The organism is Gardnerella sp. KA01001, from assembly GCF_049244025.1.
Taxonomy (GTDB): domain Bacteria; phylum Actinomycetota; class Actinomycetes; order Actinomycetales; family Bifidobacteriaceae; genus Bifidobacterium; species Bifidobacterium swidsinskii.
Window position 1 is genome coordinate 860,384 of the sequence record NZ_CP058366.1, and the last position, 23,338, is coordinate 883,721.

At 38.9% G+C, this 23,338-nt stretch carries 16 protein-coding genes and 1 tRNA gene; 7 read left to right on the forward strand and 10 right to left on the reverse strand.

The window, feature by feature from the left end; all coding sequences use genetic code 11:
• The first annotated feature begins 33 nt into the window (after window positions 1-33).
• The 3 genes from HXT59_RS03485 to HXT59_RS03495 all read left to right on the forward strand — a co-directional run bounded on the left by HXT59_RS03485 (window position 34) and on the right by HXT59_RS03495 (window position 6,692).
• Window positions 34-1,317 (forward strand): deoxyguanosinetriphosphate triphosphohydrolase, encoded by a 1,284-nt coding sequence (locus HXT59_RS03485; RefSeq protein WP_076002958.1) that lies wholly within the window; start codon window positions 34-36, stop codon window positions 1,315-1,317.
• A complete protein-coding gene (dnaG, locus tag HXT59_RS03490) occupies window positions 1,311-3,467 on the forward strand; it encodes a DNA primase (RefSeq protein ID WP_415707498.1) in 2,157 nt (718 codons plus the stop codon). Before HXT59_RS03485 ends, dnaG begins: the two co-directional genes overlap by 7 nt.
• Window positions 3,468-3,557: 90 nt before the next feature.
• Window positions 3,558-6,692 (forward strand): alpha-mannosidase, encoded by a 3,135-nt coding sequence (locus HXT59_RS03495; RefSeq protein WP_162863112.1) that lies wholly within the window; start codon window positions 3,558-3,560, stop codon window positions 6,690-6,692.
• A 46-nt stretch (window positions 6,693-6,738) separates the two neighbouring features.
• Here HXT59_RS03495 and HXT59_RS03500 read toward each other — a convergent pair whose 3' ends face one another.
• The 4 genes from HXT59_RS03500 to HXT59_RS03515 are packed head-to-tail and all read right to left on the reverse strand — an operon-like array spanning window position 6,739 to window position 9,878.
• Window positions 6,739-7,584, reverse strand: a complete 846-nt coding sequence (locus HXT59_RS03500) for an energy-coupling factor ABC transporter ATP-binding protein (protein ID WP_012914363.1) — start codon at window positions 7,582-7,584, stop codon at window positions 6,739-6,741.
• Entirely contained in the window at window positions 7,568-8,422 is an 855-nt protein-coding gene (locus HXT59_RS03505; RefSeq protein ID WP_041160522.1) for an energy-coupling factor ABC transporter ATP-binding protein, read from the reverse strand. The genes HXT59_RS03500 and HXT59_RS03505 overlap by 17 nt, the downstream gene beginning before the upstream one ends.
• Complete coding sequence (locus tag HXT59_RS03510) at window positions 8,406-9,212, reverse strand: energy-coupling factor transporter transmembrane component T (RefSeq protein ID WP_012914362.1); 807 nt, start codon at window positions 9,210-9,212, stop codon at window positions 8,406-8,408. Before HXT59_RS03510 ends, HXT59_RS03505 begins: the two co-directional genes overlap by 17 nt.
• A gap of 54 nt (window positions 9,213-9,266) precedes the next feature.
• Window positions 9,267-9,878: an ECF transporter S component gene (locus tag HXT59_RS03515; protein WP_012914361.1), complete on the reverse strand. Its 612-nt coding sequence runs from the start codon at window positions 9,876-9,878 to the stop codon at window positions 9,267-9,269.
• Between the two features lie 259 nt (window positions 9,879-10,137).
• Between HXT59_RS03515 and HXT59_RS03520 the strand changes: the two genes are divergently transcribed.
• Entirely contained in the window at window positions 10,138-11,103 is a 966-nt protein-coding gene (locus tag HXT59_RS03520) for a nucleoside hydrolase (RefSeq protein WP_012914360.1), read from the forward strand.
• 149 nt (window positions 11,104-11,252) lie between these two features.
• Here the strand turns inward: HXT59_RS03520 and HXT59_RS03525 are convergent, their stop codons facing one another.
• Window positions 11,253-13,004 (reverse strand): acetolactate synthase large subunit, encoded by a 1,752-nt coding sequence (locus HXT59_RS03525; protein WP_076002955.1) that lies wholly within the window; start codon window positions 13,002-13,004, stop codon window positions 11,253-11,255.
• A gap of 255 nt (window positions 13,005-13,259) precedes the next feature.
• Between HXT59_RS03525 and HXT59_RS03530 the strand changes: the two genes are divergently transcribed.
• The gene (locus HXT59_RS03530; RefSeq protein ID WP_102703190.1) at window positions 13,260-14,453 is read left to right on the forward strand and encodes an SLC13 family permease; all 1,194 of its coding nucleotides are present in this window, start codon (window positions 13,260-13,262) and stop codon (window positions 14,451-14,453) included.
• 79 nt (window positions 14,454-14,532) lie between these two features.
• Window positions 14,533-14,605 (forward strand) — tRNA-Arg (locus HXT59_RS03535).
• Between the two features lie 132 nt (window positions 14,606-14,737).
• Here the strand turns inward: HXT59_RS03535 and HXT59_RS03540 are convergent.
• The 5 genes from HXT59_RS03540 to HXT59_RS03560 all read right to left on the reverse strand — a co-directional run bounded on the left by HXT59_RS03540 (window position 14,738) and on the right by HXT59_RS03560 (window position 20,941).
• Window positions 14,738-15,142 carry a Fur family transcriptional regulator gene (locus HXT59_RS03540; RefSeq protein WP_004106002.1) on the reverse strand — a complete coding sequence of 135 codons (405 nt, stop codon included), beginning with the start codon at window positions 15,140-15,142 and terminating at the stop codon, window positions 14,738-14,740.
• Window positions 15,143-15,162: 20 nt separating this feature from the next.
• Window positions 15,163-16,335, reverse strand: coding sequence for a 5-(carboxyamino)imidazole ribonucleotide synthase (gene purK / locus HXT59_RS03545; protein WP_004108378.1), 1,173 nt, complete (start codon window positions 16,333-16,335; stop codon window positions 15,163-15,165).
• Window positions 16,319-16,783, reverse strand: a complete 465-nt coding sequence (purE, locus tag HXT59_RS03550; protein WP_004108375.1) for a 5-(carboxyamino)imidazole ribonucleotide mutase — start codon at window positions 16,781-16,783, stop codon at window positions 16,319-16,321. The genes purK and purE overlap by 17 nt, the downstream gene beginning before the upstream one ends.
• A 113-nt stretch (window positions 16,784-16,896) precedes the next feature.
• Window positions 16,897-19,560, reverse strand: coding sequence for a bifunctional lysylphosphatidylglycerol flippase/synthetase MprF (locus HXT59_RS03555; protein WP_421784118.1), 2,664 nt, complete (start codon window positions 19,558-19,560; stop codon window positions 16,897-16,899).
• Window position 19,561: 1 nt separating this feature from the next.
• Entirely contained in the window at window positions 19,562-20,941 is a 1,380-nt protein-coding gene (locus tag HXT59_RS03560) for an alpha/beta hydrolase (protein WP_012914357.1), read from the reverse strand.
• Between the two features lie 310 nt (window positions 20,942-21,251).
• On the opposite strand from HXT59_RS03560, the gene HXT59_RS03565 reads away from it, so the two are divergent.
• On the forward strand, window positions 21,252-23,321 hold the full coding sequence (locus HXT59_RS03565; protein WP_076002951.1) for an LTA synthase family protein: 2,070 nt from the start codon (window positions 21,252-21,254) through the stop codon (window positions 23,319-23,321).
• Window positions 23,322-23,338 lie beyond the last annotated feature (17 nt).

Sequence of the window (23,338 nt, forward strand, 5' to 3'; positions counted from 1 at the left end):
AATAGCCTTAATTGCAAATAAAAGAGGTGCTGTATGTGCAACGAAGTAATTGCATCGGATAATGAGATCGTTGGCGAATACGATTTGCATGATACTGAGCGCTGGGCGAGTGAGCCTCATCACACTCGTGTGAGAACGCCTTTTGAACGAGATCGCGCGCGAATCATACACTCGTCTGCTCTTCGTCGATTGGGTGCAAAAAGCCAGGTTTTAGTTGCAGGCTCGGATGATTTTGCTCGCACTCGCTTGACACATACTTTGGAAGTTGCGCAAATTGGTAGGCAAATTGCAGCAATGCTTGGATGCGATCCGGATGTTGTTGATTGCGCTTGTTTATCGCACGACTTAGGGCACCCACCATTTGGCCATAACGGGGAACGCGCGCTCGCAGAATTAGCGAAAAATATTGGTGGATTTGAAGGAAACGCACAAACTCTTCGCTTACTTACGCGCTTGGAACCGAAAGTTTTTCGTGAAAACGGCAGTAGTGCAGGAGTAAATCTTACGCGCGCAGCATTAGATGCTGCAGTGAAGTATCCGTGGGGATTAGAAGAAGCAAAAGCACACGATAAAGGCGAGCGTGATTTGAAATTCTGCGTATATCCGGATGATCGAGATGTGTTTGAATGGCTGAAAATTGGTGCTCCATGCGAAGCAAAACCAATGGAATGTCAAATAATGGATCTTTCAGACGACATTGCTTACAGTGTGCATGATATTGAGGATGCGATTGTAACCGGCGCTTTTAATCCGGCTTTAGTTGCAGATTCAAAAGTTGTAGATGAAGTTATTGAAGAAACCCACGCATGGTATGGTGAGCGTTGGGATGTAGATAAACTTTTGGATGCTTTGAAACGTTTGCGCTCGCTTCACATGTTTCCTAATTCTTTCGACGGTTCTCGTCGAGCGCTAGCGCAGCTGAAAAATATTACTAGTGCTCTTATTGGTCGTTTTGCAAGCTCTGTTGAGCACGCTACGCGTGAGCGTTATGGCAACGGTCCGCTTGTTCGCTACCGAGCAAACCTTGTGATTCCGGAAAATACTTCCTACGAAATTGTGATGCTGAAAAGCTTAGCTGTGCACTTTATAATCGCCCCTCGAGAGCGTGAAGTTTATAAGCGCGAACAGAAAATTTTGACAGATTTAGTAGAAGTATTTATGAGCAAGTCGCCGCGCTCGCACGATGCAATGGAGGAAGTATTCGTGGGAGATTGGAACGAGTGCACTAACGATGATGAGCGTCTTCGTGTTGCAATCGACCAAGTAGCAAGTCTTACAGACGGTTCTGCTACAACTCTTCACGCGGCTTTGTGCTAACGAATCCACTAGGAGTTTCCAGCACTGGCGAAGAAATTTACCACTCGCCGCAGATTTGCGATAAGCTAGATAGCATGGTTGGAATGATTGTGAAAGAAGACATTGAGCGCGTGCGCGCTGCGGCAGATTTGTATGACATTGTGTCTGCAACAGTGACGCTTAAGCCTTCCGGAACTGGCACTTTTGTAGGTCTTTGCCCATTCCACGATGAAAAAACGCCAAGTTTTAGTGTGCGACCAAGCTTGGGAGTATGGCACTGTTTCGGTTGCGGCGCTGGCGGCGATGTATTTAAGTACGTTGAGCAAAAAGAGAATATTGATTTTCGTGAAGCGGTCGAGTTTTTAGCAGATCGTTATCACATTGAGATGCATTATAAGCAGGAGCAAAATAATGATTCTCAAGCGCGCGGTTCTAAACGAGCCAGGCTTTTAGAAGCAAATGAAGAAGCGCAAAAGTTTTTCGTTTCAAATCTCGGCACTAAAGAGGCAGCTCCTGCGCGCGAATTACTTGCAGGGCGAAACTTTACTCCGCAACAAAGTGCGCGTTTTTCTTGTGGTTACGCGCCTAAAGGCTGGGATAATTTAGTTAGATATTTGGCAAATAAAGGTTTTACGCGTCAAGAACTTCTTGATGCTGGTCTCGCTAGACTCGGTCAGCGCGGAATATATGACTATTTCCGCGGTCGCTTAACTTGGCCTATTCGCGACTCGACTGGTCGAACTCTTGGCTTTGGTGCAAGAAAGCTTTATGACGACGACTCCATTAGCGCAAAATATATTAACACTCCCGATACTGCACTGTATCGAAAAACGCAAGTTTTGTACGGAATTGACTTAGCTAAAGCAAATATTGTAAAAAAGCGTCAAGTTGTAATTGTCGAAGGCTACACGGACGTTATGGCATGCCATTTAGCTGGTATTGATACTGCAGTTGCAACTTGCGGAACTGCGTTTGGCGTTGAGCATGCAAAAATTGTGCGCCGCCTTATTGCAGACGATTCTTTGGGTGCAATTCAGCTTGTTGGTCCGCTGAAGGTAGATGGACAGTCTGTAAGTTCGCGCATCGTTTTTACTTTCGACGGTGATGCTGCAGGTCAAAAGGCTGCGCTACACGCTTTTGGTTTGGATTCTGCGTTTTTGACGCAAACTTTTGTTGCTGTAGCAGACAATAATCTCGATCCTTGCGATTTGCGTATTCAGCGCGGTGACGACGCTGTGCGTTCGCTTGTTGCACATGCAAGTCCGCTATACGATTTCGTTATTGACACAGTAATTAATCGTTTTGAGACTTCGTACACTACTGGTCAAATGGGCGCTATAAAGGCTGTCGCTCCTCTTATTGCGCAAATTCGAGACCGTTCGCTGCTTGACTTGTATATGCGCAAAGCCGTGCGCTCAATTGGCGTTGATTTAGCTGTTATGCGCAATGAAGTTGAGTCTGCGCGTAGACGTTTGAAAGTGCGTGACGACGATGCTTATGCGCAAAAGCATAACGTTATTCCGCCTTTTGGTCAGCAAATTCATGACGATCGTAATGCAGGTTTTAAAGCTTCTCGCATGGGAATTATTAAAAGTTCTGCTAAAAATCAGCATTATTATCGTGTGGATGATGCTGTATTTATGTGCGAACAACAATTTATGGCGTTACTTTTGCAAGTTCCGCTTGCTTTTGATGAAAAATTATTTGCGCAATTGACTTTGAATAATTTTATTACACCAGTATTTCGTACGCTGTTTCAGGCATTTGTAGCTGCAGGTGGATTGCCAGTTGGCAATGTTTCGCAAGGATTGTGGCTGCACATGATGACAAAAGCTGCAGGTCCTTTGCTTGAATCCGTTATTACAGAACTTTCTGTAATGCCGTTGCCGCTTCCTTCTCCTGCAGATACATTGGAAGATACCGGCAATCGACAGAATCAGCAAGTTTCAAACGGATCTCCTTCAGATTTTTTGCGGAAAGCTACGAGTGCAGAAAGTAAGTATGCAAACGAGCTGCTTATTCGCCTTCTTGATATTGGCTATATGCGTAGGATCGGTGCTGCTAGAGCGCGTATGGCGAAACTCAAGGATGGTCAGGAAAAGCTTGAGCTTCTAGGAAAAATTACTTCAATGGAAGCTGCTCGCAAAAACTTACAATCGCAAATTCTATAAGATGTATCAATTACTTGTTTTGTCTTTATATACCGAGATACGCGATTTATATATAAATGTGTAGCTATGTAAGAAAGAAGTGTAGAAACAATGTTTTTATTACCTGAGCAGCAGTTGAATCGCTGTACAAGAGTTATGCAACAACGCCTATATCCGTATATAAATATTGTTTTATCGCACTGTAAAATTCGAGCATATGAGATTGCTGGAGAACCTATTTCTTCTAACGAATTCTTTTCTAAGCTAAAAAGAAACGATATTGTGTTTAGCTCATTTAATGTTCCAGGTGTTTGGGGAACAACTTGGGGTACAACATGGTTTGAAGTTACAGGGTCGATTGATTTTTCAAAGGTAAAAGGGCGCAAAGTTGAGCTAAATGTTGATTTAGGTTGGATTAGCAATCTTTTTCCTGGTTTTCAAGCTGAAGGATTAGTATATAATCTCGATGGAAGAGTTATCAAAGCTGTAAACCCTTGTAATCATTGGGTTCCATTGATTGATGAACATAATAATCGTTCTGTTAGTATTGATGAAAATGGTAATTTTACTTTATATTTAGAAGCTGCAGACAATCCATTTGTTGAAGGATCTGCTCCATTTTCTCCTACTGATTTAGGAGATTGTGCTACTGGAAAAACCGAATGCCAATATATGTTGAAGTATGTTGACGTTACCGTTTTTAATCGTAATATTTTTGATTATTATATAGATCTTGAGACTGTAAGTTCTTTGATGCGCGAATTAAATGATGATAATCCGCGTTATTGGAAATTAGCTAAAGCTTTACAGCTCTCCTTAAACGCATATGATGAGCATGATTTTTCTACTGTTCAAAATGCTCGTAAAGAGTTGTTTAATGTATTAAGTTGCCCTGCTGCAGCAAGCTCTATAAAGCATACGGCTGTCGGGCATGCTCATATTGATTCTGCTTGGCAATGGCCTGTGCGCGAGACTCATAGAAAGGTTGCACGCACAATATCTAACGTTTTAGCTCTTATGGATGAGGATCCTGATTTTACTTATGCTATGAGTTCTGCTCAACAATACGAGTGGCTAGAAAACGAGCATCCCGATTTGTTTGAGCGTATGAAAAATAGGATTAAGGAAGGACGTTTTATACCTGTCGGTGGTATGTGGGTTGAGTCCGATGTAATGATGCCATGCGGTGAATCTTTAATTCGCCAAATGACTTTTGGTAAGCGCTATTTTAAGGAGCATCTTGGTGTTGAACCTCATGGCATTTGGCTCCCAGACAGTTTTGGCTATACTGGAGCATTGCCTCAACTTGCTCGCCGCGCTGGATTTGATTGGTTTTTAACTCAAAAGATTTCTTGGAACGATACCACTAAATTCCCGCATCATTCATTCCTTTGGGAAGGAATAGACGGTTCTAGGATTTTAGCTCATTTTCCTCCATCTAATACTTATGCTTCAGCTGTGAGCATGCATGAGTTAGTTTATTCTCAACGCAATTTTTTGGATAAAGATTTATCTGATCACGCAATATTGTTATACGGTTTTGGCGATGGCGGTGGCGGACCTACTCGCGAAATGACTGCTCGTATTAGGCGTGATTGTAATTTAGAGGGTGCTCCTAGAGTTGATTTCGGCACTCCTGATGAGTTGTTTGAAAAAATACGAAAAGATATTGTTGACGATTCAAATGGTAATACACCAGTGTTTAAAGGTGAGCTTTATCTAGAGTTGCATAGGAAAACTCTTACTTCTCAGCAAGATATGAAGCGCTATTGCCGCATGGAGGAATCATTGTTGCGCGTAGCTGAATATCTTGTTGTTTTAGCTCGAGTTTATGCGCCAGAATACCGTTTTAATAGCAATGAGCTTACTAGAATTTGGAAGACTTTATTACTGAACCAGTTCCACGATATTCTTCCAGGCTCTGCTATTGCATGGGTTCATAGGCAAGCTAGAGAAGAATATGCTAGAGATATTTCTTGTTTACGTAAGATTATCTCAGATATTGCTCATGCGATTGTAAAAGCTAACAGTGCGACTGGCACTATTAGCGCGATTAGTATGCGTGAAAATGTAAAGTTATTGACTTATACAGGTAAAAATGAGGTCGCTTGGAATTTATATCAATGCAATGAAAGCGGTAAAAATAATAAAACAACTGTAAAACACAAAAATGATGGTGGAATAATTCTTAATAATAGTGTTTTAAGTGTGATTATTGAACGCGATGGCACAGTATCTTCTGTTAAAGATATTAAATTTAATCGCGAGCTAATTCCATCTGGTTATCGCATGGCGCAATACGAGATACTAAAAGATGAGCCGTATCAATGGGATGCGTGGGATGTTGATAGAGATGCATTTATGAGGAATCGTAAGATTGATGATTCCTCAATTGCTGATGTTAAAGAACTTTTATCGGGCGGTGTGTCTGTTGAAATCTTGGCATGTAAAAAAGATATAAAGATTAAAACAAATATAATTTTAGAGCCATGTGTTAAACGACTTGATTTCCATGCACAAGTTGATTGGAAAGCTAAAGAGCAATTTTTGAAAGTAGATATGCCAACATCTATATGTTCAAATAATGCGCAATATGAGTGTCAATATGGTTTAGTTGAACGTCCAATAGTAAAAAATACTCGTAGTGATGACGCAAAATTTGAATCATGCACGCATAGGTTTGTTCGTATAGAAGATTCCTCTTATGCTGTTGCAGTTGCGAATTCGTCTACTTATGGCGCTGATGCTGCTCCTATTGGCGATTATGTTTCATCTTGTGGAACTATGCTCAGATTATCTTTGCTTTCTGCGCCTCTTTACCCAGATCCAAATACGGATCAAGGTAAGCATGAATTTACTTGGTCATTTATTGCTGATGCAAATATGGATTCAGTGCTAAGTATAGCTGATTTTTTGAATTCGCCAATTATTGATAAGCTTCCAGATGTAGATCCGCTGTTTACGATTCATAGAAACTCAGGTCTAATTGCATTAGATTGGGTTAAGCTAGCTGACGATTGTTCTGGAGACATAATCTTGCGTATTTACGAGCCATGTGGTGGCTGCGCAAGTGGACAAATAAAACTCAACAAAATCTTGCGTGCGGCCTCAATCGAAGAAGTAGATCTTATGGAAATGCCCGTGTTGCACGGTATGCCTGTAGCTTTGCACAAGAATAATGACGTGTTAAATATAGAATTACATCCTTTTCAGCTATGCTCATTGCGCATTCACATTGCATCTTAATATTGATATTTTTGTTTATATTTTGATACTTGTGATTGCACATACATTAATGATTATTGCGATTTGCAATATATTTAGCTAAAGCACATATAGGATTATCTGTATTTATATAGTTAATTTCGAGCGCATTCATTATCTGCACTATGATTGGTTGGTCAATATGCGCGCGTCTTACTATTTCTACATTCTGAAATGCAGATTCGATGCTCCCTTTGTATAGCACATTTCCATTATCAAGTATGAGAGCATTTTGACAATTTTTGTATGCAAATTCCATGTCATGGGTAATAAATAATACTGTTACATTTATCGTATGTAAATAATTAAGTATTTTTACAAGTCGCATTTTTTGTAGCTTATCCAACCCGCCAGTCACTTCATCCATAATAATAATATGTGGTTCTCTTAGCAGTGCAGATGCAATGTTAATAAATTTTCTTTCAGAGAATGACAAATTAAATGGGTTTGTATTTTCTTTATCGTTTAAACCAGTAAGATTCACAATGCGACGGTAAAGATCATTGTTTATATTCTTTATCCCATATGTAATCTCTTTATGCACAGTGCTGTTAAAAATTTGATCATTTGGATTCTGAAAAATATAACCAACGAGTGATGTAATATCGTGTTGCTTTAATGTTTTATATTGTTTTCCTTCGATAGTTATGTCACCAGAAGTTGGCTGTAATAAATTGTCTATTATTCTGGCTAAAGTGCTTTTCCCTGCTCCATTGCTACCTATTATTGCGCATACTTCACCACTTTCGAATTCTACATTTACGTGTTTTAGAATTTTGCATGATTTTTCTTGTTTATTATTGTTCTTATTTTTTATTTTTTCATTTGAAGGATATTGAAAACTTACATCGTCCAATTTAATTGCGGTGCTCATTGCATTTCTCCTTCAATAAAACTATTAATTTGCTTATATCTGTTATGTTAGGCGTTATTTGAATATCAAAATTACGTAACTTTTTTACAATTTTGACGACTTCTGGAATATCAATACAGTCAGAAGGGAAGGTTTCATCATAAAAAACATCATATTTATTCCCATAATGGGTTATAAAACCATTTTGAAGAACAATAATATTATCTGCATATTCTGCTAACAAATTTGTATCTTGTTCACTAATTATTACAGTATGTCCTTCATCTTTGTATTTTTGTAGAAAATTATAAATATTCTTAGTTTCTTTTGGATCAAGTTGTAGAGTAGGTTCGTCAAGAATTAGTATTTCTGGATTATTCACTATAACGCAAGCGATTGCAACGCGTTGAATTTGCCCGCCAGATAGGCTTAGTGGGTTTTGAAGCGCAAGCTGTTCTATGTTAAGTAATTGCATAACTTGTGTAACTCGACTCTCTATTTGTTGAGTAGGGGTGTTGCGATTTTCTAAGCTGAATGCAATTTCTTCAAATACGGTTTTTTTAATATGACTTAACTGTGAAAAAGGATCGCTAAATACAAAGCCTATGCTGCCACTTTCATCAGATTTTACTAAATCAATCGTGTTGTTTAATAGTATTTTTCCAGAATATTCTCCCTTATAGAAATGAGGAATATAACCCTTAAGAGATAAGCATAGACTTGATTTACCTGAAGCGTTAGCTCCAATTACTCCATATATTTTCCCTGATTCTATCTGTATTGTTATGTTACTTAAAGCTGGTTTTGAAGTAAGTGGATAAGTGTATGAAAAATCGCAAATATTATATGAGATAACCATAAATTACTCTTCCTAGAATAAGAAAAACTAGTGTAATTGTTCCTATTGCTAGTACTAATTTTTCGTGACCATTATGATTAACCTGTTTAATATATGTCTTTTTTTCTGAACTAAAAAAATTTCTTGAATCAAGCATCATTATGCGCTGCTCTATGTTTATTAGTGAAGTAATAAATGCTGGAAGCAAAATCGAAGTAAATGTGCCAATTCTACGTATTAAATTTCCATTAAAGTTTATTCCACGACTTTTTTGCGAGATTATGATTGCTTTAATTTGCATTTGTAAATAATCAATAGTTTGGAAAGTAGAAAGTATTATGAAACATATTTTATTGCTCATCCCAAGTTTGCTTAAAGATATTGTAATATCTTCTATATCAGTTATTTGGAAAAACCATATGACTATAGTTGATATGTTTAAGGTATTCATTCCAAGCGTTATAGAATTAGACAATGCTGTATCTGTAATTTGCAAAAAATTAAGATTTAATATTGCATTTCCTTGTCTATAGAAAGCAACTTGAAATATTGCAACAAATAATGAGAACATGGCTATACTTGCTACAAGTTTATATCCATTCTTTTTTATTCCGCATAGAATCATCAGAATAAGTAGAGCAAGAAAATAGGGGAACAATAAAAGTCGTAAATAGTATAATGTGAATGAAAAAGTATTTAATATAATGTCTACTATTATCAAATATATGGTCAATATAAATTTTGTTGTAGGATACAGCGTTACAAACGTATTTGTATTTTTTACTTGATTAATAGTATCTATATAATGCATGTGCATAATTACTTTTATCTTTGTCTGTATATAGTAGACTCGATTTAATTTTTACTATTCAGAATCTGAATTTTTTAAGTAAAGTGAACCTAATGGGAAAAGAAGCAGTAATTTATTGGGCAAGCATTTTATAACGCTTAAACATATAATGATTGTTAATATTCTATCAGCCCAAGTAAAGAATCCTTCAGCAGAGAATACAGAAATCCAAATATTCACTCCAGATGCAGTTATTAAACCCGCTATCATAGATGATCCTCCGCCAGTAAACCCGCTAAATACTATTACTACTATCGGTGCCGCAATAATAATGGATACTATTGCCATGATTATTGAAGAAATAAAAATTTTCATATAATTTGAAAACATTTTATGTTTTGCTAGAATGCCAGCGCATAAGGCCAGAGCAATATTGACCACTATAAATGGAAGCATGGTTGGCATAGTGATTGATGAAACTATTGAAGATAGCATTCCAGTTATTATTCCTACAAGTGGTCCAAAAACCATGCATGCAAATAAAGTGCCTATAGTATCAAGGAAGATAGGTAGTTTTAGTACGCCAGCTATAGTGCCAGAAATATAATTAATAGCAACACATAATGGTATTGTGACAACTGCAGCAGTAGTAAATTCTTCCTTGAATGATTTAATTATCTGTTTCATGCAACTACCTCCTATTTTATTACTACAAATATAATCTTTTCATGGATTATAAGATACCTTTATAAAGTTTGTAAATTAATATTTAGTGTTTTTGATAAATTTTCGCGAGTATATGACATATATACGGCATATACGCGCTTGCGTATATAAATAACATTTGGTTTTATAATGCTTGCAGTATGTGTTGCTTCAGCTGCACGCTAAAGTTAGTTACATCTGAAACTACAGTTTCTATTAATTGATAGGATGTTGAGAGTTTATGGAAAATAAAGGAATTTATTCTAAAAAGAAAATAATAATAGATACAGATTGTGGTTCGGATGATGCTATGGCAATCGCCATGGCTTTAAATGATCCTAGATATGAGATATTAATGTTTTGCACTGTATCAGGAAACGTGTGCATGGAACAAGCGACTATTAATACGCTTACTACTATCGAGCATGCTGGTTCATATGAGCCACCTGTATATAAAGGAAGCAGAAGCATGCTGTTACGCGATTTGGCTTATGCTCATGAAACTCATGGTAGAGATGGAATGGGTGATATTGGTCTAGTTCCTCATCGTTTGAAAGAAAGTAATGGTAATGCTGTTTTGAAAATGATCGAAACTTTGAGAAACAGTGAAGATGGTGAAATAGATATTATTGCATTAGGACCATTAACTAACATTGCTCTAGCTATTAAGGTTGATTATGAAGCGATGAAAAAAGTTGGTCGCATAGTCGTTATGGGATCTGCTGGTTTAGGTCGTGGAAATGTTTCTCCTGTAGCAGAATTTAATATTTGGCAAGATGCAGAAGCTGCAAAGATATTAGTTGATTCTGGTCTTAAAAATATTATGTTTGTTGGATGGGACGCATGCTTGGGAGAATGTATGCTGAATCCACAAGAAATTGCTAATATTCGCAAAAGTGGAGAACTCGGTAAGTTTGTCATTGATTGTAATAGGGAATTAATGGAAATGAATGTTAGCCGTTTTGGGGATGCTTATCTAGATATGGCTGATCCATCTGCTGTTGCCGCTGCGTTATATCCTGAATGTATAAGCGAGTGCACAAAATATTATTGCCAAGTTGATGCAACTCCTGGACCAAGTTATGGCTCAGTTCTTGTTGATGCTAATTTCTTCTCTGGTAAAACTCCGAATGTTGAAATATGTAGTAGGCTTAATCCCGAAAAATATAAAAATTACATTTATCGTACTTTGCATGTTGTAGATTAGCAAAATTTATTTTTACCAACATGCTTTCTATATTGAAATAACATTTAAATACGACCGGGTTTGTTTATGGTTGTTCACAAACTTTCTCGGTCGTATTTATATTTAATGCGTATAAATTAATGCGTATATTTTTTCAGTATAAATATATTTTAGTTACTAAAGTCAATATCGCCGAGTTTTTCAATAAGCTTCATATTCTCGCTGTAATCAACTGGGCAGGAAATCACATCGACACCGTTTTTCTGATCCAGTGCTTCACGCAGCATGTTGTACAAATCCTCCGGCTTTTTAACAGCATGACCGCGCGCGCCAAAGCTTTCAGCTAGTTTTGGCACATCCGGATTATGGAAATCAACGTATTCGTGCTCGCCTGCATGAAGTTCCATCTTCCACTTAATTAAGCCATAAGCGTTATCTTCCCAAACAAGAACTACCATTCGGCTGCCAACGCGCACTGCAGTTTCAATTTCCTGCACGTTCATCATAAAGCTTCCGTCGCCCATCACAGCCAAAACCGGTTTCGTGTTAATTTTGCCGGAATTATCGCGAATAAACGAAGCTCCAACAGCTCCCGGAAGCGTCCAAGCCATAGTTGAAAGACTGTTGTCGATTATGCAAGTATTCGGGTGCATAGTTGGGTACAAGCGTGCCATCCACATTTTCAAAGCGCCTGTATCTACAAGTACCTTCGTGCCTTCAGGAACAGCGCGGCGAATATCGTAAACTACGCGCTGCGGTTTCATTGGCATGCTTTCGTCGTTTTCGCAAGAATGTAATTCTTCCGTAAGCAGTTGTCGAATACGTGGGTGGCTTACGTCGAAAGTGATGTTGCGTGTCTTTAATACTTCTGTAAGAGTTTTAAGCGTTTGGCCAATATTCGCCATAATATTCAGCGCAGTAGGGTAGTGCGCGTCGGTATCTTCCACAAAAGTATTGATGTGAATAATAGTTTTATCAATATTTGGGTTGATTTTCTTCGGGTCGAACTGCTGAATTGAGAAGCCGACAGCAATAATCAAATCAGCAGTGTCAAACGCGAAGTTCTCGTAATCGCGATGCATGAAGCCAACGACTCCAAGCGCATTCGGATGATTATCCGGGAAAACTCCCTTACCTTCAAAAGTAGTTGCAACTGGCACATTAAGCTGCTCAGCAAACGCAAGAAGCTGAGCCTCAGCGTGAGAGCGCGCAACGCCGTTTCCAGCCAAAATAATAGGTTGCTTTGCTTGACTAATAATTTTTGCAGCTTCTTCAATAGTGTCGGGCGCTGGCATAATATGCAGAGGATGAGGAAGTGGAAGAGACTTTGCGTCGTCAGGTGCTGGCATTTCGCTAATATCTTCCGGAATAACAAGGCACGTGGCTCCCGGACGGTTGCGACCGGCAATAGAGAAAGCTTTTCTGACCATTTCCGGCGCAGATTCTGGAGCAAGCATCATAGAAGACCATTGCGTAATTGGCTGGAAGAGCGCAACCAAATCAATAATTTGGTGAGATTCCTTATAAAGCCTAGAAACATTACCTTGTGCGCAAATCGCTACAAGCGGTGTAGTGCTTGCGTTTGCTTGAGCTACAGGAAGCGTTAAATTCAATGCGCCAGGACCTAGAGTTGCCAAGCATACGCCTGGTTTTCCAGTAATATGAGCGTATGTTGCTGCCATAAAACCAGCGCCCTGCTCGTGGCGAGTAAGCACAAAACGAATTCGTCCATCGCGCTCAATTGCTTCAAGAAGCGGAATATTTTCCTCACCTGGAATACCGAATACTACTTCAACGCCTTCGTTTACCAAGCATTCAACAACTAAATCTGCAGTATTGCGCTTGTGGTTTTCACGAAGATGCTTTTGACGAGCAAGTTTTTGTTCAAGCTTCTGATCTTCTGTTTTGTTTATTTCTGCCATAATTCGCTTCTTGTGTAGACAACAAATTCTTTGTTTTAATATGATATACGCAATCTTGTCTTTAAACGCAATTTTTGCAATGCGCGTGTCATAAAAAAGGGCGGAATTTTGTGTTAGCTACTTTAGGCTAAATCACGCTATTAATAGTTGCTAATTTATTGTTATTGCAACGATTTTGTCGGGAATTTAACCCGATTGTAGGACTGGGTTTCTAGTACAATAGAACCATTGTGTCTATTGCGTTACGGAGGAATGATGAAGCGCTGGCTGTTGAATCTGGTCAAGTGTGAAACCATTCTTATTGTTGCCGCAATTTTAGCGGTTATTTCTTGTTTTTTTGTACCTCCAGATCCGCAATATTTGAGTTATATTCATGTCAACACTATTTCGCAATTAGTGTGTCTTATGATGGTTGTGTGCGGGTTCCAGCGCATTGGTGTGTTTCGATCTATTGGTGCGCGTTTGCTAAGGCATGTGCGCACTGAGCGCGGCTTGGTGCTCGTGCTTATGTCGTTAACATTCTTTTCAGCAATGTGGATCACGAACGACGTTGCTTTGGTTACTTTTGTGCCTTTTGCGCTATCTGTGCTCGTAATGGCGAATGCTGAAAAGCAGTCAATTCTTGTAATTACGCTTATGACCATTGGTGCCAATGTTGGAAGTATGCTCACTCCTATTGGCAATGCTCACAATCTGTATTTAAAGGCGTTGACTCATATGTCTACGCAAGATTTTTTGAAGATTATGGCTCCTTATACGATTACAGCAGCACTGTTGATGATCGTGTTTGCATTCGTATTCTTTAAGTCGCGCACAGTTGACCAGTTTGCAGGTTTGCACGGTGACGATATTGAGCAAAGCGTGTTGGCTCCTTCGCATGGCCATCCGCAGCCTGATGAAATTCGTGTTATGGGCTATGGTATGAGTTTTACTCGCTGGCGTGTTACTGTTTATAGTTTGCTGTTTGTCGTTTGCTTGTGTGGTGTTAGTGGATGGATTCCTGACTGGATTATGGTGCTTATTATGGTTGCAGCTTTTCTTGTTTGCGACCGCCACGTATTCCGTGTTTTAGATTGGGCTTTGCCACTCACGTTTATTATGTTCTTTGTTTTTATTGGCAATATGCGCCGAGTTTCTGGATTTAGCGATCTTGCGCAAATGTGGGTTGGTGCGCATCCGATGGAAGTTTCTATTGCTTCAAGCCAATTTATTAGTAATGTACCAACGACGATTCTGCTTTCTGGATTCTGTGATCAGTGGAAGCTTCTTATTATTGGCACGAATCTTGGTGGAATGGGTACTTTGATTGCTTCTATGGCTTCGCTTATTTCTTATAAGGGAATTACACACCAGTATTCGCATTACCGTGGGCGTTATTTGCTCACGTATACTATTGTCAATGTGTTCTTCCTTGCAGTGTTGATGTCACTTGCGTGGATTATTGAATAACAATTTTTATATAAACGTTTGATATTTATAATTTTATGGCGCGTTGATAACAGTTTTTTGGTATAATAACCATTTGTTTGCCTCTGTAGCTCAAAGGATAGAGCAACGGCCTTCTAATCCGTTGGTTGCGCGTTCGAGTCGCGTCGGGGGCACGATGAAATCTTGAAATAGCATAGTGCATTTCAAGATTTTTCAGAGTGCCTAGCTTGCTTATGGTTGAAAGCACTGTGTGCTTTCAACCATAAGCAAGCTAGGTCTGTACACGTCTTTAAGACGCGTACAGGTTACTTATCTTCTTCGCGGCAGCTTTCGCATAAGCCAAATACTTCTAGCGTATGATCCACCACAGTGTACCCGTGAGATTCAGCTACTTTATGAATCCATCCTTCGTCGTCAGGCGGCTCAATGTCGACGGTTTTTCCGCAACGTTCGCACACTAAATGATGGTGATGAGTATTTTCATCGCAAATACGGAATAATTGCTGTCCATTAAAGCGCACGGTATCTACTTCGCCGCTTTGAGTTAAAGAATTAAGTTGACGATACACTGTTGCTAAGCCAATAATCTCCCCGTCTTTGGCGAGTATTCGGTGCAAATCTTGTGCAGAAACAAAATTACGAGACTCGCGTAAGTAGGAGAGTACTATTTCTTTTTGTTTTGTATGTCTACGCATAGGCTCACTAGACATTTCGCATCCTTTCGTCGTTTTTAGTCTAGCTCGTCGTCCCAGCAGCCTGTTGCATCTAATGCTGCAGCAGCGTCAACAGGATTATCGCATAGCACAGTAATATGACCCATTTTGCGATTCTTACGAACTTCAGCTTTTCCATAATCATGTATATGCCATTCTGGATGTTCCAAAATCAGCGAACGTGTAGGAGCCACATGTTGCCCAAGAACATTTACCATAACAGCAGGGGAAAGTAGCTTAGGCTTCTTTAAAGGCCAACCAACAATACCGCGAATATGTGCTTCAAATTGATCCATATCGCAAGCTTCAATCGTATAATGCCCGGAATTGTGAGGGCGAGGAGCAAGTTCGTTTACTACTACGCGATTATCTTTAGTGATGAAAAGCTCGATTCCTAATGTTCCTGCTAGTTCGAATCCTTTAGCTAAGCGCAAAGCTAATTCGTGAGCTGTTTTTTCAACTTCAGGATCAACTACTGCAGGAGCTAAAGTCATGTGCAAAATACTATTGTGATGCACGTTTTTTACTAGAGGATAAGTTACGAAATCCTTACCATTTCCAGAAACCAAGATTGATGCTTCAAAAGCAAAATCGACGAAACCCTCGAGAATTGAAGGAGGGAATTTTCCTCCGCGATCCGAGCGATGGTGAATGTTAGCAACGTCTTCTTCTGTGCGCAAAACATCTTGACCATGACCGTCGTAGCCGCCGCGACGAGTTTTAAGAATTGCTGGCAAGCCTATTTCGTCAATAGCAGCATCTAAGTCGTCCAAATTATTTACTTCACGCCACGGAGCTGTTTCGATTTTATGACTATTAATGAACGTTTTTTCACTGACGCGATCTTGAGTTACGCGTAACAGGTCAGTTCCTTGTGGGATTGCGGTTAAATGACGAACTTTATCAAGTGCGTCTGCGTTAACATTTTCAAATTCGTAGGTTAATACATCGCAACGTTCAGCAAGCTCACGCAAGCCTTCAGGATCGTCGTAATTAGCTTCAACCTGCAAATCTGCTACTTGGAACACAGGGCAGTCAAGCGTAGGGTCAAGAACACCAATACGAAAACCCATATGGCGAGCTGCAATAGCCATCATGCGCCCTAACTGGCCGCCGCCAATAATTCCAATAGTGGATCCTGGCATTAAACGTTCAACAGCGCCATTAGTTACTTCAGATAAGGTTGGCATTTGATTCCTCGACTTTTTCTTTTAGCTCATTGCGATATTCTGCTAGTTCTTTAGCAAGACGATTATCAGTTGTACTTAGAATACTTACAGCAAGCAATCCAGCATTTGTCGCACCAGAGTTTCCAACTGCAGTAGTTGCAACAGGAATACCTCCTGGCATTTGTACTATTGAAAGCAATGAATCCCAGCCTGATAGCGCATGCGAGCGTACTGGCACTCCAATAACAGGAAGCGTGGTTTGTGCCGCAATCATGCCAGGCAAGTGGGCGGCTCCGCCGGCTCCAGCAATAATAATGTGGAAACCGTTTGAGCGAGCATTATGCGCAAAATCTGCCATTAATTCCGGTGTACGATGTGCGGAAATAACTCGTTTCATATACGGAACTTGGAACTTATCTAGAATTTCACAAGCATGACGCATGGTTTCCCAATCACTTGAGGATCCCATTACGACAGCGACGGTTGGCTTTACTTCTGACACGATGAACCTCCCTGACGTGCACTTGTTACTTTACGCAACACTAGGGAGAACTCGCCGAAGTTTATCTAAAACTTAACAAATTATTTGTTCGCTTCATTGCTTTTTGGTCGCAACGATTTTACCATTTCTAGTATTTGTTTAGGATTAGCTTCCGGTAAATAGGCGTGAGTTACAGCTAGTGAAATCTGAGCTAATTTTGCAGAATCCATATAGCAAACATATACGGAACTTGCGGATGGCTGGAATTTTTTCTTGAAGAAATATAGCGATTTGAACCCATAAGCTGGTTCCAAAATGTCAGACATCATTTCTAGCGCATGATTAATAACGTTAGAAGATTTTTGACCATTTTCGTTCAATATGTCTTCGTTTATGCCAGCTAGAGGTGCTGCAGAAAGGCTCATAAATTCTACAGAACAGTCTGGGTTTTCTAATCCTTCATCTCTTAAACGTTCTGCCATTCTAGCAATTAATAATTCCATAATCCCATTAGGACTATCTGTGCGGTGACGCATAAAATCAAGTGTCCAACCAATAATTCGATTATTTCTATACGTTGGCATCCAGCTTGTTACTCCAAGTACCCTGCCGTCTTCATTAATAGCGTATAAAATTTTGACGCGGCTATCTTGAAGTTCATCAAGTCCTCCGAGAGTAAATTTCATTTCTGGAAGAGCTTTTAACTCTGCCCATTCTTCTGAAATTTCTACAATTTGTTGCCGTACGTCCCAAGAGGCTTCGTTATAAGTTGTAAGTACGTCGGCAATTCCATCTCGTTTTGCTTTGTTTATAGCTGTACGAATATCTTGCCATTTTTTCCCTCGCGTCTGCCAAGTATTAGGGTCTACTAGCATGTCTGTTCCGACTTTAATAGAAGTAAATCCAAGTTTTTCTAGTTCTTGACGCGTTTTATCGTGCACAGCATAGAATGCTGGAGACCACGAATTTTGTTCGCAGAATTTAATAAATCCTCGAATATCTTGTGAATACTCTTTTTCATCTCCAAAAGGTTCTGTAAGAGTGAGCGCAATACCGTAATTTAGTCTATAGGCAATTGCAGATTGCCCGCTTTGAGAGAACCAATAATGGTTATTCGCCCAAGTCGTCATAAAGCTCATTGTGTTTCCACCAAGTTCTACTAATGAGCTTGCTTTTTTTCTATCGTTTTCGCTTGTAGAGATGCTGCTGCGGAACCACGTAAAGCAGACAATAAACAATATTGTCCAGAATATCACGCCCACGCTTTGTGCTAGTAAAGAAGATAGGGGTGTTTCAGTGCGAAGCATTGCGTTAGATCTGTTTCCAAATCCCATAGGCATCCAGCGCCCTGGTAAATCTCGCAATAAGTGGTAAATATCAGCAGATGGAGTAAATTCTTCAGGTATCATAAGACCAAAAGCAACATATCCAGCACCAGTTATATACAATGCTATAAAAATTGCTATTAGTCCCAAACGTGCCTGTAGTTTGCTCGTATGAACAGAAAAATGCTTTAAATTAATTATCAACAAAATAGTAAGCAATAATGGTGGGAGAGCGGTAAGCATAAAAGCAACAGCAACAGCATTATGTTGATGTTCCAAAATATTTTGTTTTGTGGCAATTAAAGGCAAAACAGTGAAATACATTCCTGCATATAGCACAGTCAGTGCGTTTATAAATATAGAAGTTAATGCAGCTAGTCTACGCCCTCGTAACATTCCCCACGCAATAATCATCAGTGTGATGCTTGGTAATAGAATGCGAATCCATAATTCGCCAATTGCAGCGTGATGTAGACCTGAATGAAGAAAACAATTATTTGTGCTGTAATTTGTCATGCATCGCGTAAGCCATGTCTTAGAGCCTAGTTGCGGTGACATAAACAAACCAAGAGTAGTAAGAATTCCTGCGTGAGAGCGTGAAGATAATGCCAACACTGGACCTAATGCAATAATGCTCTGAGCTACTGCAAAAAGCCTACGAATTTCGTAATCTGTACCTTCCCACCAGTTTACACTTCGTCTAACGCCTTTTGTTTTGCTCATAATATTGCCGATGATGTGTCCTGTAAGGGCTGCAATAATAGTGCAATAATCGCCTGGATTTCCACTATAAAGAAGCATTGCTGAAGTAGTAGCGTATCCAATTACTAAAGTTCTTCTGCACCACAAAATAGATTCGTAAGATGCAGAAGCCATAAAAGCGCCAATAAACAGTGTGAATGGAGATAGTCGAATAGGAATCTTGGTAATCCAATGCATGTTTCGAATAATGATTGAAAGATTACCTATGATTGTTAATCCTACAATTATGCCAACAAGTGTGCTAAATATTGCAATATAAATAATATTAAGTCTACTTATACGAGTTTCTGCAACGCCAATAAGTACGGCAACAAGTAAACAATTAACCATAAGAGATGGCATATTATTTACGAAAATAAGCGAATGGCACACTTTTATCAGCAGCTCTGTGACGTTTCCGTGCCCGAAGAATAGGCTTGGACCTTTTGAATGATGATGTCGCATAAACAATTGTGCAAGAGTAGCGCTTGTGCCATAAGTATAAAAATGCATAAGTGCTAATACGAGCCAGTGTATGCAATTTATAACAATAAAAATGCATGTAAGCGTTAATGCAAAAACTTTATGTTGCATCCAGGTTATGAAATCGTGCATCAATATTTTTGTATGCCGAATTGCTGAATGTTTAGAATCAGAATCATTTTTCTTACAACGTTTATGAAAGAAAGACAGCATCATATTAGTCTCGATTCACTTGCTGGTTGATAAGAATTTGTACATTTTGGTAGGTATTAAGTTTTGGTGCAGTGCTTGAAATACCTGTTTTTTTGCAGAATTGATCAATTGCTATTTTTAATCCAGCTTTTACTGTGTGCCAATCATGACCATTGCCTTGAGAAAGCATGGTTATAACATTCATTCCAGCGCGATGTGCGCTTAGTGCGATGGTTGCCTGATTCGCTTGAGATTTAGTATCCCATGAGCCCGCAATAGCGTAATAATTTTGTTTCAAAGGAGCATTTTTACGCATTATCACGCTAGGTATATGTCGCTCATATTCTGATGTGTTTCCATTGAAATAATGATTAATTGTTTCTTGGCGATTCTTATATGTTGGTTCTAGTTCCCCTCCGGCAGAAAAAATGTTTCCAAATATATCAGGGTGAGATGGAACTAGTTGCGTTGAGCAAGTGCCTCCTTGTGAGAAGCCGCCCATAAGCCACATTTTAGGATCTTTGCTTACTGGCAAATGTTTGCGTATCCATTTAGGAACATCATTAATTAAATATGTTTCTGCTTTGCCGAACACATGTGTATCCGCACACAGAGAATTATGCGAAGATTCACCATTTTGGTCAGGGGCTACAACAATAGGTGCAAGACCGTAGTGATTTTTCGCGTAATTGTCTAAAGTATTTGCAATATCGCTTGCTGCAAAAAAGTGATTAGGGCTACCAGGTTGTCCTGCAAACATGACCATAACTGGCAGTTTTGGTGGTTTTTTAACAAGTGCAGCAGGTGGCAAGTATACGTTTGCTATTCTGGCATTGAAATGTGAAGCAGTGTTAGGGATATAAACTGAACGAACAATACCTTTTTTAGGCAGTTTTGGCAGTTTTTGTTGTGCTGCTAACTCTCTCCATTGTTTAATACTAGAGGATGCGGATTTTTGCTTATTAACTTCTAGTTTTGGAAAACCGCCCATTCCAAATATTGAACCTATTGTCGTGTATTCCCCATAAATCATGTCTACATGAAGAGCTGTGCTTGCTAACGTCAAGATAATAGCTATTACTGCAACTAGTTTTCTCCATTTGTGTAAGAAAACAAATGCTGTTGCTGCAAAACCTATAAGCCCGAAGCCGCATGCAATAGAAAAAATAACGAGCCATCCAAGACTTACTTCGAATACAAGAAACACGTCAGAAATAAGCCAAGCAATTATTCCACCGACAAAAAATGTTATGACACCTATTGCAAGTTGTATTAGTAAGTGGAACATTTTCTTGCCGCGTTTTGTTTTCATAAAAAGCAACAAGACTAAAGAAATACCATTTACGCTAAAAAGGCTTACTGGTAGCCATCCTTGCAAAAGACTCACTTTTGCCAATTGCAGCATGTTTGACTCCTATACTTTCTAGTCTAATTTGCGGACCAGTTACTAATCTAAGCGACATATACGCACAGTAATTGCCCAACCTAGTAATGTAATGCTAGTATCTGAAATTTTCCTCAATATTTGTTTTATTTTTTATTATTTATTCTATTTAAATAATAAATATCGAAACATATATTGTAATCAGTCCTAAGTATTAAAATTGCTATTTTTTCTTGTTTCAATGCATTGTTAAAAATTTATGACGATAGCAATAAGTAAACTTGCACATTATTAGTAATAATTAGTACGTGTGTGATTTATTGAGGATAGTATGAAGTCATTTTTGCGCTTGAAAGTTCCGTATTGGCTGTATGCATTTCTTTTCTTTGTTATTGACGGCATGTCGGTAATTATTGTGCAAATGGGTGTGCAGCGCGCTGGAAGAGTTGAGATGACTTCTGCAATGTCTGGTGGACGTTGGGGATTAATAACTAAAACCTGGAAAGAACTTAATTTCGTTATTGTTCTTAGTGCGCTCGTTGTTGCGATGATATACGGTTTAATTCTTTTGATTAGTAACCGATTTTGGATATCAAGTGCAATAATTCTAAGTGTTTCATTGCTTATTGCTGTTATTGAATATATGAAAGTAAATGTTCGTTATGAAACTATTCTTCCTGCGGACTTAAACTTTTTAAAAAGTAACACTGGTAATGTCGCTTCATTTTTGCCAGATAATGCTCCTATGGTCATTGGTGTTGCTTTAGGCGTTTTTATTTTGCTTTTAGTTACAACTGTTTGCTTACACATATTTGATACAAATCATGGAAAGATTGTGCGATTTAAAGATTGGCGTTATTCTGCTGGTATTCGTGTTGCAATTGCGTTGATTTTAATAGGGAATTTAAGCTGGTATATTGGCGGCGTTGGCACAGTTGACTCTTCGGCTAATGTTTTTTCTAAAATGCTTGGTGACAGTCCTGCTATGTGGGATTCTGTTTATGACGCTCAACGCAATGGTGCTATTGTGGCATTTTTGCGTAATGTAAATCCTAAAATTATGGATAGGCCGGCTGATTACAGTGAAGAAACTATGAAGGCTGTATACAAGCGTTATAACGATGAAGCTAAACGTATAAATCGTTCTCGTACAACAAATATGAACGATAATACTTTTATTCTTATCTTGTCTGAATCGTTCTCTGATCCTACTCGTGTTCCTGGTTTGAAGTTGAACAAGAATCCAATACCATTTATTAGCAATTTAAAGAAGCATACGGATAGTGGTTTGATGCTTTCTTCTGGTTATGGTGGCGGTACTGCAAATCTAGAGTACATGTCTTTAACTGGTTTGAGCATGGCTAATTTTGATCCTTCAATGACGAGTCCGTATCAGCAGTTGGTTCCTAATGCTCAATGGTCTCCAACTATTAATCAATATTGGGATGATTCTCGTAATTCTATTAAATCTATAGCTTTCCACCCGTATGAGCCGAGCATGTATTTGCGCGCTACTAATTACAAAAAGTTTGGATTTAGTAAGTTCTACGCATTGCAAGGACCTGATGTTATTGCTCACCGTGATGTTATAGATAAATCACCGTATGTTTCTGACGCATCAGCATATAAGAGTGCGTTAGAAAAGATTAAAGAGCATAAGCAACCTAGGTTCGTACAAATTGTTACTATGCAAAACCATATGCCTTATAGGGATTGGTATGCGAATAATGAATTCGAAGCGTCTTCTAAAGATGGTGCCGCTGATCTTGGTGATGATGAAAAAACTTCTATTGAAACGTATGCTAAGGGTGTGCAGCACACTGATGAGGCAACACAAGCGTTTTTGAAGAGTTTAGATAAACTAAATAAGCCTATTACTGTTATGTTTTATGGTGACCATTTGCCAGGAATTTACGGCACTGCAAGTTCAGATGAAAAGAATTCATTGTCTTTGCATTTGACTGATTATTTTATTTGGTCAAATAAAGTTGCTTTGGAGCGTAAAGAGCGTAGTGAGAAAAAATCTTCAAACAAAAATGTAGAGCATTCTAATACAAGTAAAGATGTAGATCGTACTAATAAGTATTCTTCACCTAACTTCTTTATTTCTCAGGCTGCTTTACATATGAACGCTAAAGTTTCTCCGTATCTTGCTTTCTTAACTTGTTTACATGAGCATGTGAGCGCTATGGAGCCTCCTGTTGTAAATACTATTCAAGGCTGGGATAGAATTCCTGAGGGACAATCAATTTATTTGGATAACGATGGTAATCCTATGATTTTGTCTAAGATGGATAAGAAGTCACGTCAACTTCTTCATGACTATCGCTTAATACAATACGATATTACTGCTGGAAAGCATTATTTGCGTAATACTGATTTTCTGAAATTACCGCGCTAAAAGCTAGTTTGATTATT

Bases quoted from the DNA above. Each gene is read 5' to 3' on its own strand.
- HXT59_RS03485 (WP_076002958.1), top strand. From the start codon at position 34: ATGTGCAACGAAGTAATTGCATCGGATAATGAGATCGTTGGCGAATAC.
- HXT59_RS03495 (WP_162863112.1), top strand. From the start codon at position 3,558: ATGTTTTTATTACCTGAGCAGCAGTTGAATCGCTGTACAAGAGTTATG.
- HXT59_RS03500 (WP_012914363.1), bottom strand. From the start codon at position 7,584: ATGAGCACCGCAATTAAATTGGACGATGTAAGTTTTCAATATCCTTCA.
- HXT59_RS03505 (WP_041160522.1), bottom strand. From the start codon at position 8,422: ATGGTTATCTCATATAATATTTGCGATTTTTCATACACTTATCCACTT.
- HXT59_RS03510 (WP_012914362.1), bottom strand. From the start codon at position 9,212: ATGCATTATATAGATACTATTAATCAAGTAAAAAATACAAATACGTTT.
- HXT59_RS03515 (WP_012914361.1), bottom strand. From the start codon at position 9,878: ATGAAACAGATAATTAAATCATTCAAGGAAGAATTTACTACTGCTGCA.
- HXT59_RS03520 (WP_012914360.1), top strand. From the start codon at position 10,138: ATGGAAAATAAAGGAATTTATTCTAAAAAGAAAATAATAATAGATACA.
- HXT59_RS03525 (WP_076002955.1), bottom strand. From the start codon at position 13,004: ATGGCAGAAATAAACAAAACAGAAGATCAGAAGCTTGAACAAAAACTT.
- HXT59_RS03530 (WP_102703190.1), top strand. From the start codon at position 13,260: ATGAAGCGCTGGCTGTTGAATCTGGTCAAGTGTGAAACCATTCTTATT.
- HXT59_RS03540 (WP_004106002.1), bottom strand. From the start codon at position 15,142: ATGTCTAGTGAGCCTATGCGTAGACATACAAAACAAAAAGAAATAGTA.
- purK (WP_004108378.1), bottom strand. From the start codon at position 16,335: ATGCCAACCTTATCTGAAGTAACTAATGGCGCTGTTGAACGTTTAATG.
- purE (WP_004108375.1), bottom strand. From the start codon at position 16,783: ATGGGATCCTCAAGTGATTGGGAAACCATGCGTCATGCTTGTGAAATT.
- HXT59_RS03555 (WP_421784118.1), bottom strand. From the start codon at position 19,560: ATGATGCTGTCTTTCTTTCATAAACGTTGTAAGAAAAATGATTCTGAT.
- HXT59_RS03560 (WP_012914357.1), bottom strand. From the start codon at position 20,941: ATGCTGCAATTGGCAAAAGTGAGTCTTTTGCAAGGATGGCTACCAGTA.
- HXT59_RS03565 (WP_076002951.1), top strand. From the start codon at position 21,252: ATGAAGTCATTTTTGCGCTTGAAAGTTCCGTATTGGCTGTATGCATTT.